The organism is Pseudoalteromonas sp. JC28 (genome assembly GCF_013319255.1).
GTDB lineage: Bacteria > Pseudomonadota > Gammaproteobacteria > Enterobacterales > Alteromonadaceae > Pseudoalteromonas.
Genome location: NZ_QOKX01000008.1, coordinates 193,965 through 211,439, shown reverse-complemented (window position 1 = coordinate 211,439; position 17,475 = coordinate 193,965). Strand labels below are relative to the sequence as shown.

The window sequence follows — 17,475 nt, the reverse complement described above, 5'->3', positions numbered from 1 at the left end:
GTCACTCCAATTACATTGAGCTGTACTTTTCACGCAGCTGCTGGCGAACAAACTCAGCAACGGTGTTAAATACGAAAGTAAAAATAAACAATACAAAGGCAGCTAGGAACAGGATGCGATAGTGAGAGCTGCCAACTTCAGACTCCGGCATTTCCACCGCAATGTTTGCAGCAAGCGTACGCATACCTTGGAAGATACTCCAGTCCATAATTGGCGTGTTACCGGTTGCCATCAATACAATCATCGTTTCCCCTACGGCGCGGCCAAGACCCATCATTACCGCAGAGAAGATACCAGGACTTGCTGTTAGTAATACAACACGAACCAAAGTCTGCCACTGCGTGGCACCGAGTGCTAATGAGCCATTAGAAAGGTGCTTAGGTACGCTAAATACCGCGTCTTCTGCAATAGAAAAGATTGTAGGAATAACCGCAAAACCCATCGCGATACCCACGACTAGCGAGTTACGCTGGTCAAATGTTAGACCTAACTCATTGGTTAGATACTGACGCACATTACCGCCAAACAACCAAGACTCAATACCAGCGCTCATGGCAAATGAAATCCAGCCTACGATAAGCACCACGGGGATCAGTAAGATTGAATGCCAGCCTTCAGGCACAACGTGTCTCACTTTTGCAGGTAGCTTAGTCCAACCAAATGCCGTTGCTATCATCGCGATTGGCAATAGCACCAATAAAGCAACCACGGCAGGTAGATGCGTTTCAATTAAAGGAGCAAGCCAAAGGCCCGCCAAGAAGCCCAAGATAACCGTTGGTAGTGCTTCCATTATCTCGACCGTTGGTTTCACCACGCGGCGTAATTCACTCGACATGAAATAGGCAGTGTAGATTGCTGACGCTAATGCAATAGGAACAGCAAACAACATGGCATAAAGCGCCGCTTTAATGGTACCAAATGAAATAGGCACTAATGAGAATTTCGACTCAAAGTCATCACTCGCAGAGGTTGATTGCCAAGTGTAAGCAGGCTCAGGATACCCTTCGTACCACACTTCTTGCCACAAAGCAGACCAAGTTACTTCTGGGTGTTCATTGTGTAGTTCTACCACCGTTAACGTATCATCGGCGAGTAACAAAGCCGCATTAGCACGTGGTGCTACCGCAAACTTTTGTACAGCTTTATCTGTGATTTTACCTTGCCATAAGTGCGCTTCACTGGTGGTGTAATATAGACCTAATTGACCATTTTCATTAGTCGTGAAGAAAGTACGACGATAATATTCACTAAATAGTTTGACCTGTTTGCTCTTTGGCGTCTCAAAAGAGCGGATTTTAGCAAACTGGCGTCCATCATCGGTATTGACTTCAAACCACTGTGAAACCTCACCGTTGTCGTTAGCAAGCATTAATGAGTTGGCGCCCGCTAGTAGGTTCATATCGACCAAGTTGGCATTTTCTTCATTTGCAGCAAGCAACTGGAATAACTCAACTTCAGAAGCATAGCGAGAATCAAAGACGTAAACTTGATTTGCTGAGCGAACAAATGTGCGCGACGTGTCTGGAGAAATAAGTAACTCATCAACGCGACCATCAATATCTAGCTCGGTACGCTCAACCACCCATTCAACCTCTCCAGTAAACATATTTTCTTCTGCAACAAAGGAGGCAAAAATCACACGTTTATCCGCAGTCTGTGCAACAACAGCGGTTTTGTCTTCGAAGTGACTAAAGGCGAATTTACGAATTGCTTGCCCTTGTTCATCAACAATCAGTTGCTTCGCATTAAGTGGATAACTTAAGCGAGGAGTTAAGACACGTTGATTTCCCGGAAAGCTTACCGTGAACATCGGCTTCACCAGTTGTACCTGACCGTTATCCAGACCAAATGCATATTGCCCTAAGAAAGGCGCACTTTCTGCAAATGCTGTAATATTACCGTCAAGTTCAACATCCAATGTATCTAGTAATTTACCGGCGCTTTCACCTTTTATCTGGTAATAATCTACCGAACCTCTGCTGCCGAGTAAGTACGCAATTTCCGTCTGTTCTTCTACCCCTACACCTAAATATGTTTTGTCTTGTGTAAGCTGAATATCCATACGCTTCTCAACCTTTGCCGATTCAAAGATTGGTTGAACAACATATAGTAAGTAGAAGAAGATAAGTAAAAGTGCGACTAATACCATTACTCCACCAGAAGTAATGCCAAATTGTGCAAACCTGTCTTTAAAGAGACGGCTTCTATCCGTTTTAAAGGATGGCTTTTGCGGATTTGAAGTCATCAATATACCCTTTGGTTTAAAAATTGAGGGCATTATATTTCATCAAGATGACAGTTGTGTTACACCCGAGACACAATTGCACTTTCTTCAATCGGTCTTGGCCTTCAAATTCATTATAAAAATAATGGAACTAATCGGCTCAAAAAGTGCTCTGATTGTTAGCCTAGAGTAAATACAAAAATTCCGTTGCATTTCTTTACATTAAGTGTTTTTAGACACTGGACAAAGTAAGTTTTTAGACTAGTCTAAATCATGCGCCGAATTCGTTTTTTCGCCCACGGGCGCCACAAAAAAAGAGACATGATATGAAGCAGTTAATATTAACACTTATAGGTAAGGACCGACCGGGTCTCGTTGAGGAAATCTCTTCCACTATTCTTTCTAACCATGGCAACTGGTTAACCAGTAACTTAAGCCATCTTGCCGGACAATTCGCGGGCATCGTACAGGTTGAAGTTGCAGAAGAACATTTGCAAGAAATACAAGATGCATTGCATAAGTTGCCTGGTTTAGACGTTAGCGTTGAATCAGGCGAAAGCTTGCAAGTGCAGGATGAGCCAGACACATTAAATTTAATCATTACAGGCAACGATAGACCGGGAATTGTGCAAGAGCTTGCTACGGTTATTCGTCACAAAGGCGCAAACATCACGCATCTAACCTCAAAACAACGTAGTGCTCCAAACTGGGGACTGCCTATTTTCAGCGCTTTCGCAACCGTGACTTTACCTGCAGGTACGGTCAAGGAAAACGTAATTGAAGCACTCGAGTCAATCACCAGTGATTTGATCGTGGACATAGAAGAAAGCTAAAACCTTCACTATACTCATGATAGTTACATGACAAACACGACAGGCGCGTTGTGTTTGTCATAATTATGTCACACACCCTGCTTAAGCTGTAAAAATAAGCTGTACCTATGGAAAGAACCATGCAGGCCGTATCTCCAGAGCATAAAACTATCACGTACTTTGCCAAAGAATTAAGCTGGCTCTCTTTTAACGAACGTGTTTTACAAGAAGCCAAGGACCCAACCAACCCGATCATTGAACGGATCCGGTTTCTTGGTATATTTTCCAACAACTTAGACGAGTTTTTCCAAGTACGAGTTGCAGATGTAAAACGCCGTATCTTATTAAATAACCTTCCTGAAACGAATTTCGACGAAGACGAAGCACTGCTCGCCGACATTCAGAAGAAAGTGTTGGAACTAGGTAAAAAGTTTAATGCTATTTATGACCAGATCCTCATCGACTTAAATGAGCATCACATTCATATTAAGCAACCGGATGCGCTATCGGATTTCCATAAGAATTGGCTAGCCAACTATTTTAAAGACCAAGTACTACCTCACCTATTGCCAATGATGATTAACGAAAGTAAGGACTATTCAGACAATATCAATGACACCATGACCCACCTTTTTGTGGAGCTAAATGGTGAAAAGCAGCATCACGCTTTTTTGGAAGTCCCTACTGATCGCCTGAATCGTTTTGTCCAACTGCCGCCAGAAAAAACTCGTCGGCATAAAACGATTGTGTTGCTCGATGACGTTATTCGATTTTTTATAGCCGATGTGTTTAAGAGCTTCTTCAAATTTGAACGCATTGACGCCTATTCGATGAAACTCACTCGTGACGCCGAATACAACTTAGATGATGAGCTTGAAGAAGGCGTGTTAGATACCATGTCTAAAGGTCTCAAACAGCGCTTATATGCCGAACCAGTGCGCTTGGTATATGAAGAATCTATGCCGGAAGAAATGATCAAGCTGATGAAAAAGCGCTTAGGAGTGACAGGTCAAGATGCCATGATCCCAGGCGGTAGATATCGCAATTTTCGGGATTTTATTTCTTTTCCAAATGTTGGTCGCGGCTATCTAGAAAACAAGCCCCTGCCGCCGCTTAAAAGCGCAGCCTTTTCAAAATATAGCAGTGTCTTTCGCGCAATTTCAGTTCAAGATATCTTACTGTACTACCCCTACCATACCTTCAATCACATGCTGGAATATATCCGCCAAGCGGCGTTTGACCCCAGAGTGACGCAAATCAAGGTCAACATTTATCGTGTGGCAAAGCAATCTCGATTGATCGCTTCATTGATCAATGCAGCAAAAAATGGCAAAAAAGTCACCGTGATGGTTGAATTGAAAGCCCGCTTCGATGAGCAAAATAATATTGAGTGGGCAAAACTCATGAGTGAATACGGTATTAAGGTCATGATTGGCATACCAGCGCTTAAGGTCCATAGTAAGCTTTGTGTGGTTCACCGCAGAGAAAAAGGCAAAATCGTCAAATATGCACACATAGGAACGGGTAACTTCCACGAAAAAACGGCTCGGATTTATACTGATTTCAGTCTGTTTACCAAACACCCCGATATTACGGAAGAATGCGATAGCGTGTTTCGCTTTATTGAGAGTAGTTATCTACCGTTTAAATTCGAACACCTGATGATTTCCCCCATCAATGCACGCAGTAGAATTGTAGAGTTGATCGATGAAGAGATAACTCATGCAGAGCAAGGGAGAACAGGAAAAGTAACAATTAAAATCAATAATTTAGTTGACAAGCAGCTCGTTGATAAACTTTACGAAGCATCACGTAAAGGCGTCAAGATCCGCCTCATTGTGCGAGGTATGTGTGCCCTTGTACCAGGCCTTACACAGTTTAGCGATAATATAAAGATCATTAGTATCGTCGATCGTTTCTTAGAACACCCGCGAGTGATGATTTTCGATAATAACGGCGACCCCAAGGTGTATATTTCGTCAGCAGACTGGATGACCCGTAACCTCGACCACCGAGTTGAAGTAGGCACGCCTATTTATGCCGAGCATTTGAAGAAACTAATTATCGATATTATTGAACTGCAGTTTAAAGATCGCACCAAAGCCAGAATTATTGACGCCGAACAGAAGAATCTGTACGTTCGCCGAGGTAACCGTAAAAAAATTCGCTCTCAGATCGCGATTTATGACCATTTAAAAAAATGGGAGTTACACCAATTAAATGAAGCGAAAGAATAACCGTTGAGGAAGAATATATGCGCGACTACCCTTCTATTGCCGCAGTGGACTTAGGTTCGAATAGTTTTCACCTTGTTGTAGCAAGAGAAGTAGATGGTCGCCTTCAACTCCTCCATAAAGAAAAGCAGCGTGTGTACTTGGCCGCGGGCCTTGATGATGATTTTAATTTAAGTGACGACGCGATCGCCCGAGCATTAGATACCCTCTCGCAATTTGCGACGACACTACATGATTTTCCGAAAGAGTCCGTGCAAGTAGTAGCAACCTATACGCTGCGAAACTGCAAAAACCTTAATTATTTTCTCGCGAAGGCAAAACAAGTTTTTCCATATCCAATCAATGTGATTTCAGGCCAAGAAGAAGCTCGTCTTATTTACCAAGGGGTCGCCAACCATGAACATGATAGTCATAACCGTTTGGTTATCGACATCGGTGGAGGCAGCACAGAGTTGGTCATTGGTCAGCACCTTACACACAAACTGTTAAGTAGTCGCAATGTGGGCTGCGTAACCATGCAAAAAGCCTACTTTGCTGACGGTAAATTATCTGCAAAACGATTCAAAAAGGCAGAAATAAAAGCAGAACAACAAATTGAAAGTATTACCGCGAGCTACTTAAGACTCGGCTGGAATACCGTTATCGGTACTTCTGGTACCATTAAAGCGATTGCGGCCATGGTTCACGAACTCATTCAAGCCGATGAAATTACCCTGCCTATTTTGGAGCAAATTAAGCAGTTATTTATTGATGCAGGACACATAGACAACGTCTCCTTAAAAGCACTACCAGAGGAGCGAAAAACCAGTATTGCTGGCGGCCTTGCTGTATTGATAGCACTGTTTAGACAGTTAGGACTCGAGCGCATGCGCCTTAGTGAATATGCATTGCGAGAAGGTTTATTGTTTGAAATGCATCAAACCGACGAGTTTGATATTCGAACTCGCACAATTAACACGTTCAGCGATCACTATAATATTGATAAACAACACGCCGAAAATATTTGTGAAACCATCAAACTTTTTACCACTCAACTAAAAGAGCAATGGCAACTATCCTCTTATGATGTCGAAATGTTATGTTGGGCAGCAAAACTCCACGAAGTTGGGCTTGCCATTAACTCTTCTGGCATGCATAAACACGGTGCTTATATTGTCAGGCACAGTCAACTTCCAGGCTTTACTCAAGCCCAGCAATTAAGGCTAAGTGCACTTGTACGCTTTTATCGAAAAAAGATAAAAATGCCAGAGTTAACAGAGTTAATCGAAGAAGAGCTAATCCACTTCAACCGTATTTTGGCTGTGTTTCGTCTCAGCGTTTTAGTGAACCAAAAACGCCAACAAGACCAACTTCCAGAGCTCAGCATCACGGCTGTTGATAACGCCTTGATACTTCACATAGCAACTGAATGGCTCGAATCACATTCACTGTTTCAAGCAGATTTAGAGCAAGAACAAAACTACTTAAAAACAATAGGTATTCAATTTAACCTGAGCTTTGGATAAGTAATACCGATAGTTGGCTATTGGAAGAGAATTCGACGTCGTTAGAACTGAAACAGGTTGCTAGAAAGGCGCTAATTATCCACAGCTCAAGTTACTTACCTTCTCACATTGACAGGTGAGAGCTACTGTTCATCACCTGCCACAATAGAGAGGATTTCATCTGCATAAGCTCGACTAGAAAGCGCCATATCATAGAGATAATTGGTCGGTGTAGCAGGTCGAATGGCTTGTAAAATAAGCTCAGCTTCTCGCCAGTCATTGCGCTCAATTTCGAATGCTAAACGTAGCGCTCCACCAAGCAACCCTTGATAACTCAGTAACGCGCTGGAAAGCGAATCATCGAGAGAAAATTCTGCTGCTATCACAGCAAGATCAACATCAAGTATCACGTCAAGGATGGACATAAGACCAAGCAAATAGCCGGTTTCAGCCATTTCTTCGCCCCCTGGCATCAAAAATGTTTCCACAAACTTGGCACGAGTTAACCCCATTCTTGTCAGCTCACTGGGTTTATCTGAACCCAATTCGCTCAACGCGAGTACTTTAACAAACTGCCTAATTGCGTCTTCACCTAAATACACTACGGCCTGAGAGATAGACTTAATTTCTAACCTGTCTTCACCGGCTTTCGCGTTCGCCAGTTTTAGCAGTCGTGCGGTTAAACTCAGATCTTTACTTACTCTAGTTTGTATTTCTTTGAAGCATAAAGACTTTCTTGCTGTTGCTTGTAGCAGCTGAAACACCACCATTTTCGACGGTTCCACGTTGCCATGGTTGAGCATTTCAGGCTTGGCGAAAAAGAAACCTTGGAAAAAGTCTGCTCCAGATGATTTGATGATCTCGAACTCTTCTTTTGATTCGATACGCTCAACAATCACCTTAATATCTGGATACTGACGCTTGAGCTTTTTTACCGTCATATTGGTTTTTATAATTGGCTGCTCAACCTCTATTTTGACGAATTCCATGAGTGGTAACAACGGATCCCACTTTGACGTGCCATCGTAGTCATCTAGCGCAAAGCGGTAGCCTTTCTCTGTTAACTTAGTCACCGTATTCACCAGTGAAGGAATATTTTTAGAGCGCTCAACGATTTCCACCACAATTTTCTGTGGCGCTAATAAGCTAGGTAATTCCTGCAGCAAGGATTCGTCGGATAGGTTTATAAAGGCAAGCTGTCCCGCGGCCAAACGGTCTACGCCGATAAACATTAAGGAGTTAAAAAACATTCGCCCAGTCGCTTGCCCATCGCTCACCCCTACAGGGAAAGCATTGTTATCTGAGTCTCTGTAAAGCAACTCATAGGCAAAGACTTCTTGATCTGGCCGCAAAATGGCCTGTCGTGCAATATACTGCACTGCTGATTTACGTACTTCAGTCACCGGACCACTCATTAACATTCGTATCCTTTATTAAGTAAAAGGAAACCACGTATCATGGAGCGTATAATATGGTAACGCCCCGAGCAATAAAAAAGTTTCGCTATTTTACAACACTTATAACCAAAAGTTACCAACTTATTAAACTAAGTCCTTATAAAGAGTAGGCTTTTAATTCACAGAACGCCAGCGGCTTGCCTGTCTAAGAAAAGTTAAGCTAAGATGAGTGCATGAAGCAAGTTTTGATCGTCTGGTTATTCGCCTTTGCCGGTTTGACTAAGGCAGAACAAGTCCCCTACTTAAAATACAGTTTAAGTGGCTCGGGAAGCTTTTACCCTTATTTTACTCACAGCGAAGATGCGCCCGGGATCCTACCCGAAATGGTGGAAGCCATTTTGATAAAGGCAAATATCAAAGGCGAAAACTTACTTCTCCCAGCTAAACGTACTAACTTTTATTTAGAAAAGCAGCAAATTGATTTTGATATTATCAGCCCAGATTGGTTGAACGAACAGCAAAAGCAAGATGATAGATTTATCTATTCAGACCCCATTCTACCTATTAAAGAGTACGTTGTTACCCGTCAGTCCCAACCTCCAATACTAACCCTAGCGGGTATCGAAGTTGGCACAGTGAGAGGCTACTACTACCATGATGACCAACTATTCGAGCGAGTTGATTTCGCATCCGAAAAGGAACTACTTCAGGCCTTAAACTTACGGCGGATTGAGTATATTATCATTGGTGATTTACCCGCATTATATTGGTCAGAACAACTTGGTATTACTTTTAGCTTCAACCAGCTACATTCAGAAGGGATGTTGCAGCTACGCCTGTTAGCTAAGCATCAAGGATTACTTAAGCGGATAAATCAAGCTATCGCACAACTCAAACTCTCAGGTGAAATCGAAAAAATAGAACAGCAGTATATTTCCCAACTACCTATACACGCAAAAGGTGGCAGATAACCTCTGCTCTGGACATAGATCAAGTTATACGCATAAATTCTTCCCATAAATTGAGCATCAATTGACGCATTTGGTATAATGGCGCTTTTACAGCTTGGGAAATCATTATGACTATCGCTGCCGCGCTTGCTGAGCGCAGTAACAATCAATGTGAGCTATGTACCTCAACGGATGGTCTCGAAGTATACGAAGTACCACCAGTCGCCGAGGCGCATTCTGACAAATGTGTTTATCTTTGTAGCCAGTGCAAACCACAGGTTGAAGGTCAACAGGATTTAGAAGCCAACCATTGGCACTGTTTAAACGATAGTATGTGGAGCCAAGTTCCTGCCGTTCAGGTTGTTGCCTACCGTATGCTTAAACGCCTCGCGCCAGATAATGGTTGGGCTCAAGATGCATTAGACATGCTGTATCTAGAAGATGAGACTCGAGCATGGGCAGATCAAGCACTTGCAGAGGATGACGACCTTGTTCACCTAGACAGTAACGGGGTGAAACTGAACGCTGGTGACACAGTGACTTTGATTAAAGACTTGGATGTTAAAGGTAGTAGCCTAGTTGCAAAACGCGGCACTGCGGTACGTAACATTCGCCTCTCGCCTTCAAACCCAGAGCATATTGAAGGTCGTGTAGAAGGTCAAAACATCGTTATTTTAACGAAGTTTGTTAAGAAATAACTAGGCCCTAAGATAAACTGCTAAGTCTCTTCAATACTTTATCGACTAGGGCCTGTTGATCTTTGCTGTTTGATTTTTGTTCTCCTGAGTGTGTTTTGGTCGCGACGCTCGACTTTTGCCTAGTAATCTAGGCAAAAGTTGAGCAACAATGAACGAAGCGCACTCAGGTGAACCCAAAGGGCAGCGCTTGATTAGCATTTCTACTGTGTTATCGCCTGACTCACATAGAATAACTATGCTACGCAGGCTCTGCCTTGTACAAATACCAATCAAACTGCTGCAAAAACAAACTTGAAAGGTAAACAGGCCCTAGATAACCTGAGCTGCGGATAATTAATGCCTTTCTAGCAGCCAGTTTTAGCGCTAACTGCGTTGAATTCACTTCCAATAGCCAGCTATTGGTGCGTAAATTCGCCTTGCCTACAGGATGTAGGTACCTTAGCGAGAGCAGGACGCGGAAGCGGTGTTTTCCCTAAAACTCTCTGGCTAGAAAAGGAAATAACTAAGCTGTTCTTTAGAAACAATGAGTTGGAACATTCCTTATCCAAACCTCAGGTTAGATAGCTTAGCAGTTTATTTTTACTATTCTTCTACTAATTGAATGCTGCGGTAAAACGCACCATCATCCTCAGCCAATAACGAAACCAGCTCAGGCAACACTTTATCCATGATTTTCTTTAAGGTCCAAGGCGGATTGATCACCATCATACCAGAAGCCGTCATGCCTCGTTCTTGTGTATCTGCGCGGGTGGCAAGTTCAAACACTTGAATATTACGCACTCCAGATTCAATCAGGCTCGACTCCATTGCATCAATGCGTTCACGGTCAACAACGGGATACCAGATCATATAGACGCCGGAATCAAACTTTTTGTGCGCTTTTATGATGCTTTTGACCGCAACATCATAATCGGATTTGATCTCATAAGGAGGATCCATTAGCACGCAGGCTCTGCGTGAAGCTGGAGGCACCAATCCTAATAGCCCTTTAAAACCGTCACTCCCAGTGACGCGCAGTGACTTTTTATGTGCCGTATTTTGCTTTAACAGCTCAAGATCTTTTGGATGTAGCTCAAAAAACCAACCGTTATCCTGACGACGTAAGAAGTGCTCCGCTACCTTAGGAGAACCGGGATAATGGCTTAATTTATCGCCTTCGTTAAATGATTTGATTAATGCAACATAATCGCTAATTGCCGACACGGATCCAGAATAATCCCACAGCTTAGCGATGCCTTGCAGATACTCCTGAGTTTTTTGTGCATCACTACTCGCTAGCTCAAAAAAACCAGCGCCAGAGTGCGTATCCACGTAATCGTACGGCTTATCTTTTTTAGCCATGTATGACAAAGCTTCTGCCAATACTAAATGTTTGATCACATCGGCAGGGTTTCCTGCATGAAAAGAATGTCGGTAACTGAGCATAACCCCGCCTTGATAAAAATAATAACAACACAGGTGAAATAAACCTGAGCTAAATTTGAGCAATGATTCATCAATTTTTAACTTTAGACTGAATCACTTCTGAACAAAATATTCCAATATCGGCATTATCTCTTAAAAGTTGAGAAAAATCAGCAGAAAGTCGCGTAAACACTAGCATCCTTAGCCGCTTTGTTTTACATTTGCATGACAAATCACAGTCATATGAGCGCATTTATGAATAACCAAGATCTCCAAAAACTCGACCAGTTGATTGACCAACTTTTGAGCCAAAATAACCAGTTAAAATCGGAAGTTTCGGCACTGAAAGAACAAAATCAAAAACTCATCGATGAAAATGAAACCCTACAGCTTGAAATGCTAGAAAGCGAAGAAAAGCAAAAAGAATTTAGTTCATCTTTATCTGGCCTACTTGATAAGTTGCAAACTCAACAGGCTAGCTAATGTCTGAGCAGAATAACCAAGTAACAGTGACGTTACTTGGCAAGTCACATCAATTTGCATGTGCGCCAGATCAAGAAGAAGCGCTGCATAACGCCGTAGCGCTTTTAGACCGACGTGTAGAAGAAATGCGTAAACGCTCAACCGTTCGCAATGATCACAATGCGTTACTACTCGCAGCCTTACACCTTTGTCATGATTTACAAGCATTGGAAGCAAAGCAACAGCAAGACGCAGAGTTCGTTTCCACGCTCATCGACAAGTTAGTGCTGCCTGCAGGCGAATAATGCCGACATACTGGAGCAACCCTATCTTATGTAGCATCTCTCTAGTTTGGGGTCTCATTCTATTGGCGGCGAGTTTTCAAAGTACTGCCGCCAATGCTAATCAGTTCCATAAAGTCAATGACGCGGTTTATTTTATCAAAGGAAAAGATAGCGCTTTACAGCCCAATCAAGCTTTAGTTATCGGCAAACAGTGTGCACTGTTGGCATCCATACATGGCGATCTTGTCACCACAGAGGCCTTGATCCACGAATTAGAAAAGCGCCTCACCGTTCCGCTTTGTTACGTAATCTCTTTGCATGCCGATATCAAACAAGACACCAGCATAGTGCTACTCAAGCATGCTTATCCAAATTTACAATGGCTAAGCCCAACGGCAACATCAGCCAACGCATTGACGACTGCCTTTCACGCACAGCTTGAGCTTTTTAACCAAAGCGTCATGCTTAGTGAAAATCGTATCGCGTCTCTAGAACCAAGTGAACGAACGAAGTGGCAAACCAAACTTGCACTGGCAAAAAGTAGGATTGCAACGTGGTCCAAGCTCGCCACACAAGCGCCATCAAGTAAAGCCATTGATAACGCGCCTACAACCGTGGAGCTAGGAGGTGTAGTGGTTGAGCTTACTCAAGTCACGGGCTTTAGCGGTCATGACATCAGTGTTTATCTGCCAAAATATCAAGGCTTGATAGCAGGTTATAGCGTGGATCAGATCCCACTTGCACATTTACCGCATACTACACAGTGGCAGCAAACTATTGCTCGCTTTAATCGCTATGCACTTGATTGGATATTACCTGCAACAGGAAAACCCTATCGTCCTGAAATGCTGAGCACTCCAGCACAATTTTTGGCTTTATTAGCGTTACAAGATAGTCAACAAGTGGTTGAAAAGATAAGCATTCTATATCCAAATAAACACATGCAGCAACGCGCGTTATTACAGTGGCAACACTTTCAGCAGCAAAGAAATTTTGAATAAAACTTAACCTCTCGGTATAGTTAAAGGATGAACAGAGTATTAATACAGCTAAGCGGGTTAATATTACTAACCATGCTCTCTGGGTGTAAAAGCAGTAGCAGTCCACAAGTGAGTAGGCAAGCCATTTTGTCGGCTCTCACACAAGTGCCCGTAGAAAAGCCAGTCATGCCTCCAGCTATAGTTGAGGTAAAACCACCCAAAGCCACTACCGTTAAAGCCCCCCTCAGAGACGATGATTTATGGCAACACATACGCCAAAAGCTCAGTTTTAATACTGCATCTCACCCAAGGCTTGATAAGCGCATAAAATGGTATTTATCACAGCCTAATTATCTCAATGTGGTAAATAAGCGCGCCGCCCCCTACTTTTATCACGTAGTAAAAAAGGTAGAGCGCAAAGGTCTTCCTGTTGAAATCGCATTACTTCCTTTTGTCGAAAGTGACTTTAGACCAAAGGCCAAATCGCAACAAAATGCTGTTGGAGTTTGGCAGTTAGTGGATGCCACTGCCTACCATTTCGGCATCAAGAAAGACGAATGGTATGACGGTCGACAGGATGTGTTAGCATCGACTGACGCCGCGCTTGATTATTTGCTGTATTTGCATGAACGCTTTGATGGTGACTGGCTACACGCGCTTGCGGCCTACAACACAGGTGAAGGGCGTGTCAAAAAAGCCATCGCAAAGAATAAAAAAGCAGGAAAGTCGACCCACTTTTGGCACTTAACATTACCAAAAGAAACCGCAGACTACGTGCCCAAACTCTTAGCGCTTAGCCACTTACTAAAAACCTCACCCAAGGGTTTTAAGATACCAAGTTTGCCCAACAAGGCCACTACGTCGATACTTGATATTGGACAGCAATTTGACGTCAATCAACTGGCAAAACTCAGTGGTATCAAAAAGCGTCAACTATACGCACTCAATCAAGGGATCTTAAAACATAGAAGCTCTCCAAACGGTCCACACAAAGTGTTATTGCCATTATCCGAGCAAGCATTATTGGAAAGTGCATTTTTCAGGGAAAACTTCAGCCAAGGCTACACTGTCAAAGCTAACGACACACTCTACCGCATCGCATTAAATGCGGGGATGAGTGTTAGTGCACTAAAAGCGCTGAACAATAAGCGCTCTGATTTGATCCGAGTTGGCGAAAAGCTATTAGTTTCCGAGAGTAATGAGCAGTTAGACTTACTCATCGACTATGACGTAAGCCCTTATATTAAAGAAATAAAAGCCAAGCCCATACCTCAAGTGGAACATCACCACACCATAAAACAAGGCGAGTCATTGTGGACTATCAGCCGTCACTACAAGGTCGCGGTAAAAGATTTATTAAATTGGAATTCACTCACGGCGCAGAGTCTATTAAAACCTGGCAAAGTGTTAATGGTGTTTTTACCAGCTCCTGCTGCACCAAAAAGCAATAAGACTCAACCAGCTAGCTCCTCAATCTCTAGCATTGAAGCGCTCCAATCAATACTGCGCCATGGCAAGCCAAAGCAAAGTGAGAGCCCAAATTAAAGGGATAGACTTGCGTCCAAGAAGCGCACTCACGTAAACTACACGCTTTACAGGTGGATGCTAAATGGCGTCACCGAATACTATTTATTTAAGGTTTACTTATGCAAATTGCAAAGAACACAGTGGTAGAGTTTCACTACACACTTCACGAAGGTGACAGCCAAATCGAATCAAGCAAAGAAGGCGAGCCACTAAACTACCTGCACGGTACTGAAGGCATGCTACCTGGTCTTGAAAGTGAACTTGAAGGTAAAACCGGTGGCGATAGCTTTACGGTAACCTTAACGCCAGAGCAAGCTTATGGCGAATATCAAGAAGGTCTAGTACAGCGCATCCCTATTAAGCACCTTCAAGGTCTTGGTGACAGCAAAGTTTGGAAGCCAGGCATGACTGCTATTGTCGATTCAAACCAAGGTCGTCATCAGGTTAAAGTAGTAAAGGTAGGACGCTTCAATGCGGATTGCGACTTAAACCACCCATTCGCAGGCAAAACATTAACGTTTGATGTTGAGATCCTTTCTGTACGCGAAGCAACTGCAGAAGAAATTTCACATGGTCACGTACACGCTGCTGGCGGCTGCGGACACTAATGATGAACCAAGTTGCCATCGTTACCGGTGGCAGCTTTGGCATTGGCGCCGCCATTGTCAACAAGCTGCTATCGCAACAATACACCGTTTATAACCTCGATATTCAGCCCAGTGAACAAGGGATTTTTCGCCATTGTGACGTCAGTAAAGTCGCCGATGTAAAAGCAACAATCGCAGATATAGTCGCAGAAACGGGGAAAATAGATGCGCTTGTTTCAAACGCGGGGAAACATCTGAGTGCAACAATCGAAGATACCGACGAAGCCACACTTGACGCCCTTTTTGCATTGAATGTGAAAGGCGCTTACGCTGCCATACAAGCCGTATTACCAAGCATGAAATCACAAGGTAGCGGTAGCATCGTATTGATGTCTTCGGATCAGGCAATTATTGGTAAACCTAACTCTTTCGCTTACAACCTTTCTAAATGTGCACTTGCTTCGATGGCGAAAACCACAGCATTGGATTACGCCAAATTTAACATTCGCGCGAATGCAGTGTGCCCTGGCACAATTGAAACTCCGTTATTCCATCATGCCATTGATAGTTACTGCGCGCGCAGCGGCGCTGATAAAGCAGAAATTGTTGCAGAAGAAGCCCAGTTGCAGCCATTGGGTAGATTAGGGCAACCGCAAGAGGTTGCAGCGCTGGTTGCTTTCTTGCTAAGTGAGGATGCGAGCTTTATCACAGGTAGCCTACAAAGCATTGATGGCGGTTATACTGCACAGTAAAAAAGGAATGCGTGATGAGTCTGAGAGTTATTGATAGCCACCTACACTTTTTCGATTTAGCGTTAGGACAATATTCTTGGCTCAAACACGACCCGCCCGCTTGGCCTAATCTGGAAAAAATAAGGCAGAATCATACCCTTACTAGTCTTCCCCAACATGCACAGTTTACACTCGAAGCCTTGGTGCATGTGGAAGCCGGTTTTGATAATCACAATCCCATCAACGAATTACATTGGTTAAATCAGGAACTAAGCAGCTTTCCTTTTAAAGCCGTCGGTTACGCCCCTATTAACGCAACGCCTGAGCAATTTAGTGCAGCCATAGCACAGTTAGCACATCCTCATCTCGTGGCGATAAGAGACATCACCGAAGGCAGTGATAGCCAACGTTTATCCGCGCCTTTCGTGCTCAAAAATCTCACCAGTCTTGCCGAGCACGGACTACATTTTGAGGCGCAATTAGAATTTAAACAAAGCGAAAAAGTCGACCTTTTATTACAACTTGCAGAACAAAAAGCTGACCTTAAAATCGTATTTAACCATGCAGGGTTTATTGACGCTAACAGCCCTTGTACAGATATATTAAGGCGCATTGGAGCGCTTAATAATGTCATGATCAAGTGCTCTGGCCACGAAATGTTAGCAAACCCACTCCCACTCTCTGAGTGGCTTACTCACTTAATCACACATGCGGGAGAAGAGAGCCTAATGCTAGGTTCGAATTATCCGGTTTCTCTTATGCAAAAAAGCTATTGGCAAATATGGCAGGATTATTTAGACGTGATAGGCATATCGTCAACTTGGCATAAACTCAGCCGAGACAATGCCAAAAGTTGCTATGGATTATGAGCGGATCTGGACGAGATCGTAAGCAACTAGCTCAGGTACTATGCGCTGTAGTTTTTCTTCCGTTTGATCTAAGGTGTTTAAGCACTCGCAATATTCTTCTGCTTTTTCTTCTAATTGATGGGCTTTTTTCTGCAGCGATTTATCTATCTCTTTCGAAATAATCTCCATGCGTTGTCCCATATCGTTAATGCGATCTTCGATATTCCCTTCGCGAGATTTAAATGCATCCCCCAAAGAGACTAAAATAGAGCCCAACGAACCATGAACAGCAGAGTGAATTTTTTGGCTGATCTCTTTAGTAAAAAAATCATCAATTTTAGAAAGTGACTGTGGTGCGATAAAAAAGAAATCATCTCCACGCTTAAACTTATCCATCAGCGCACGTTCAACGTATTGCAACTGCGTTTTGAGCACTTCGGGCTCTTTGTCGGACATTCCCTCAACCACCTGCTCAATCGCACTCAATCCGAGGTTGACGCCATCGGTTGCCAGATTTACCAGCTCAGGAACGGTATCCCGTATTCCTAAAGAGTACTCGCGCACAACTCTCTCCCCTTCCGGATCTAACTCAATCCAGCGACCTAGAATAAAGAGCTGACTATCATTGTTGATTTGGATTCGAGTCTGACCATCATCAACGATACGAATTTCGTTGTCGGTGATGATAAGACCATGCCCAAGTTCAACATCGCACTTATTTTTTGCATGTACGGAAGACGCCAATACGGCACAAGACAAGGCTATCGCGCTGAGTAATCGATTCATATGGCCTCCTGTGTGCAGAACGTAAGACGGGAAAGGGGTGCTTCAGGAGAGTACCAAAAGATCAAAC

At 43.3% G+C, this 17,475-nt stretch carries 16 protein-coding genes and 1 pseudogene; 12 read left to right on the top strand and 5 right to left on the bottom strand.

Going from position 1 to position 17,475, the window contains the following annotated elements; all coding sequences use genetic code 11:
- Positions 1 to 10: 10 nt before the first annotated feature.
- Entirely contained in the window at positions 11 to 2,245 is a 2,235-nt protein-coding gene (locus tag DS891_RS18720) for an ABC transporter permease subunit (RefSeq protein ID WP_174170599.1), read from the bottom strand.
- 305 nt (positions 2,246 to 2,550) lie between these two features.
- On the opposite strand from DS891_RS18720, the gene DS891_RS18715 reads away from it, so the two are divergent.
- From DS891_RS18715 to DS891_RS18705, 3 genes are all read left to right on the top strand, one after another.
- Positions 2,551 to 3,057 (top strand): glycine cleavage system protein R, encoded by a 507-nt coding sequence (locus tag DS891_RS18715; protein WP_010607154.1) that lies wholly within the window; start codon positions 2,551 to 2,553, stop codon positions 3,055 to 3,057.
- A 119-nt stretch (positions 3,058 to 3,176) separates the two neighbouring features.
- Positions 3,177 to 5,273 carry a polyphosphate kinase 1 gene (gene ppk1, locus DS891_RS18710; RefSeq protein WP_174170598.1) on the top strand — a complete coding sequence of 699 codons (2,097 nt, stop codon included), beginning with the start codon at positions 3,177 to 3,179 and terminating at the stop codon, positions 5,271 to 5,273.
- A gap of 17 nt (positions 5,274 to 5,290) precedes the next feature.
- Positions 5,291 to 6,775 carry an exopolyphosphatase gene (locus tag DS891_RS18705; RefSeq protein ID WP_174170597.1) on the top strand — a complete coding sequence of 495 codons (1,485 nt, stop codon included), beginning with the start codon at positions 5,291 to 5,293 and terminating at the stop codon, positions 6,773 to 6,775.
- A 122-nt stretch (positions 6,776 to 6,897) separates the two neighbouring features.
- Here DS891_RS18705 and DS891_RS18700 read toward each other — a convergent pair whose 3' ends face one another.
- Complete coding sequence (locus tag DS891_RS18700; protein ID WP_029215901.1) at positions 6,898 to 8,175, bottom strand: EAL and HDOD domain-containing protein; 1,278 nt, start codon at positions 8,173 to 8,175, stop codon at positions 6,898 to 6,900.
- A gap of 209 nt (positions 8,176 to 8,384) precedes the next feature.
- On the opposite strand from DS891_RS18700, the gene DS891_RS18695 reads away from it, so the two are divergent.
- Both DS891_RS18695 and DS891_RS18690 read left to right on the top strand, forming a co-directional pair.
- Entirely contained in the window at positions 8,385 to 9,122 is a 738-nt protein-coding gene (locus DS891_RS18695) for an ABC transporter substrate-binding protein (RefSeq protein WP_174170596.1), read from the top strand.
- 107 nt (positions 9,123 to 9,229) lie between these two features.
- Positions 9,230 to 9,799 carry an alkylphosphonate utilization protein gene (locus tag DS891_RS18690; protein ID WP_174170595.1) on the top strand — a complete coding sequence of 190 codons (570 nt, stop codon included), beginning with the start codon at positions 9,230 to 9,232 and terminating at the stop codon, positions 9,797 to 9,799.
- 7 nt (positions 9,800 to 9,806) lie between these two features.
- Here DS891_RS18690 and DS891_RS24595 read toward each other — a convergent pair.
- Both DS891_RS24595 and DS891_RS18685 read right to left on the bottom strand, forming a co-directional pair.
- A pseudogene (locus tag DS891_RS24595) lies at positions 9,807 to 9,997 on the bottom strand (hypothetical protein).
- Between the two features lie 384 nt (positions 9,998 to 10,381).
- The gene (locus tag DS891_RS18685; protein ID WP_102057574.1) at positions 10,382 to 11,224 is read right to left on the bottom strand and encodes a 23S rRNA (adenine(2030)-N(6))-methyltransferase RlmJ; all 843 of its coding nucleotides are present in this window, start codon (positions 11,222 to 11,224) and stop codon (positions 10,382 to 10,384) included.
- 234 nt (positions 11,225 to 11,458) lie between these two features.
- Here DS891_RS18685 and DS891_RS18680 point away from each other — a divergent pair, with 234 nt between their 5' ends.
- The 7 genes from DS891_RS18680 (at position 11,459) to DS891_RS18650 (ending at position 16,643) form a co-directional block, all read left to right on the top strand.
- A complete protein-coding gene (locus DS891_RS18680; RefSeq protein WP_010374211.1) occupies positions 11,459 to 11,686 on the top strand; it encodes a hypothetical protein in 228 nt (75 codons plus the stop codon).
- Positions 11,686 to 11,970, top strand: coding sequence for a cell division protein ZapA (locus DS891_RS18675; protein WP_010607148.1), 285 nt, complete (start codon positions 11,686 to 11,688; stop codon positions 11,968 to 11,970). Before DS891_RS18680 ends, DS891_RS18675 begins: the two co-directional genes overlap by 1 nt.
- Entirely contained in the window at positions 11,970 to 12,950 is a 981-nt protein-coding gene (locus tag DS891_RS18670; protein WP_174170594.1) for a hypothetical protein, read from the top strand. The genes DS891_RS18675 and DS891_RS18670 overlap by 1 nt, the downstream gene beginning before the upstream one ends.
- A gap of 165 nt (positions 12,951 to 13,115) precedes the next feature.
- The gene (locus tag DS891_RS18665) at positions 13,116 to 14,474 is read left to right on the top strand and encodes a LysM peptidoglycan-binding domain-containing protein (protein ID WP_174170636.1); all 1,359 of its coding nucleotides are present in this window, start codon (positions 13,116 to 13,118) and stop codon (positions 14,472 to 14,474) included.
- 101 nt (positions 14,475 to 14,575) lie between these two features.
- Positions 14,576 to 15,064 (top strand): peptidylprolyl isomerase, encoded by a 489-nt coding sequence (locus DS891_RS18660; RefSeq protein WP_010607145.1) that lies wholly within the window; start codon positions 14,576 to 14,578, stop codon positions 15,062 to 15,064.
- Positions 15,065 to 15,066: 2 nt separating this feature from the next.
- Complete coding sequence (locus DS891_RS18655) at positions 15,067 to 15,795, top strand: SDR family NAD(P)-dependent oxidoreductase (RefSeq protein WP_174170635.1); 729 nt, start codon at positions 15,067 to 15,069, stop codon at positions 15,793 to 15,795.
- Between the two features lie 14 nt (positions 15,796 to 15,809).
- Positions 15,810 to 16,643, top strand: coding sequence for an amidohydrolase (locus DS891_RS18650; RefSeq protein ID WP_174170593.1), 834 nt, complete (start codon positions 15,810 to 15,812; stop codon positions 16,641 to 16,643).
- On the opposite strand, the gene DS891_RS18645 is transcribed toward DS891_RS18650, so the two are convergent.
- Positions 16,638 to 17,408, bottom strand: coding sequence for a YggN family protein (locus DS891_RS18645; RefSeq protein WP_174170592.1), 771 nt, complete (start codon positions 17,406 to 17,408; stop codon positions 16,638 to 16,640). The genes DS891_RS18650 and DS891_RS18645 overlap by 6 nt on opposite strands.
- Positions 17,409 to 17,475 lie beyond the last annotated feature (67 nt).

Excerpts from the sequence above, each read along its gene's own strand:
- DS891_RS18720 (WP_174170599.1), bottom strand. The coding sequence starts at position 2,245 with ATGACTTCAAATCCGCAAAAGCCATCCTTTAAAACGGATAGAAGCCGT.
- DS891_RS18715 (WP_010607154.1), top strand. The coding sequence starts at position 2,551 with ATGAAGCAGTTAATATTAACACTTATAGGTAAGGACCGACCGGGTCTC.
- ppk1 (WP_174170598.1), top strand. The coding sequence starts at position 3,177 with ATGCAGGCCGTATCTCCAGAGCATAAAACTATCACGTACTTTGCCAAA.
- DS891_RS18705 (WP_174170597.1), top strand. The coding sequence starts at position 5,291 with ATGCGCGACTACCCTTCTATTGCCGCAGTGGACTTAGGTTCGAATAGT.
- DS891_RS18700 (WP_029215901.1), bottom strand. The coding sequence starts at position 8,175 with ATGTTAATGAGTGGTCCGGTGACTGAAGTACGTAAATCAGCAGTGCAG.
- DS891_RS18695 (WP_174170596.1), top strand. The coding sequence starts at position 8,385 with ATGAAGCAAGTTTTGATCGTCTGGTTATTCGCCTTTGCCGGTTTGACT.
- DS891_RS18690 (WP_174170595.1), top strand. The coding sequence starts at position 9,230 with ATGACTATCGCTGCCGCGCTTGCTGAGCGCAGTAACAATCAATGTGAG.
- DS891_RS18685 (WP_102057574.1), bottom strand. The coding sequence starts at position 11,224 with ATGCTCAGTTACCGACATTCTTTTCATGCAGGAAACCCTGCCGATGTG.
- DS891_RS18680 (WP_010374211.1), top strand. The coding sequence starts at position 11,459 with ATGAATAACCAAGATCTCCAAAAACTCGACCAGTTGATTGACCAACTT.
- DS891_RS18675 (WP_010607148.1), top strand. The coding sequence starts at position 11,686 with ATGTCTGAGCAGAATAACCAAGTAACAGTGACGTTACTTGGCAAGTCA.
- DS891_RS18670 (WP_174170594.1), top strand. The coding sequence starts at position 11,970 with ATGCCGACATACTGGAGCAACCCTATCTTATGTAGCATCTCTCTAGTT.
- DS891_RS18665 (WP_174170636.1), top strand. The coding sequence starts at position 13,116 with ATGCCTCCAGCTATAGTTGAGGTAAAACCACCCAAAGCCACTACCGTT.
- DS891_RS18660 (WP_010607145.1), top strand. The coding sequence starts at position 14,576 with ATGCAAATTGCAAAGAACACAGTGGTAGAGTTTCACTACACACTTCAC.
- DS891_RS18655 (WP_174170635.1), top strand. The coding sequence starts at position 15,067 with ATGAACCAAGTTGCCATCGTTACCGGTGGCAGCTTTGGCATTGGCGCC.
- DS891_RS18650 (WP_174170593.1), top strand. The coding sequence starts at position 15,810 with ATGAGTCTGAGAGTTATTGATAGCCACCTACACTTTTTCGATTTAGCG.
- DS891_RS18645 (WP_174170592.1), bottom strand. The coding sequence starts at position 17,408 with ATGAATCGATTACTCAGCGCGATAGCCTTGTCTTGTGCCGTATTGGCG.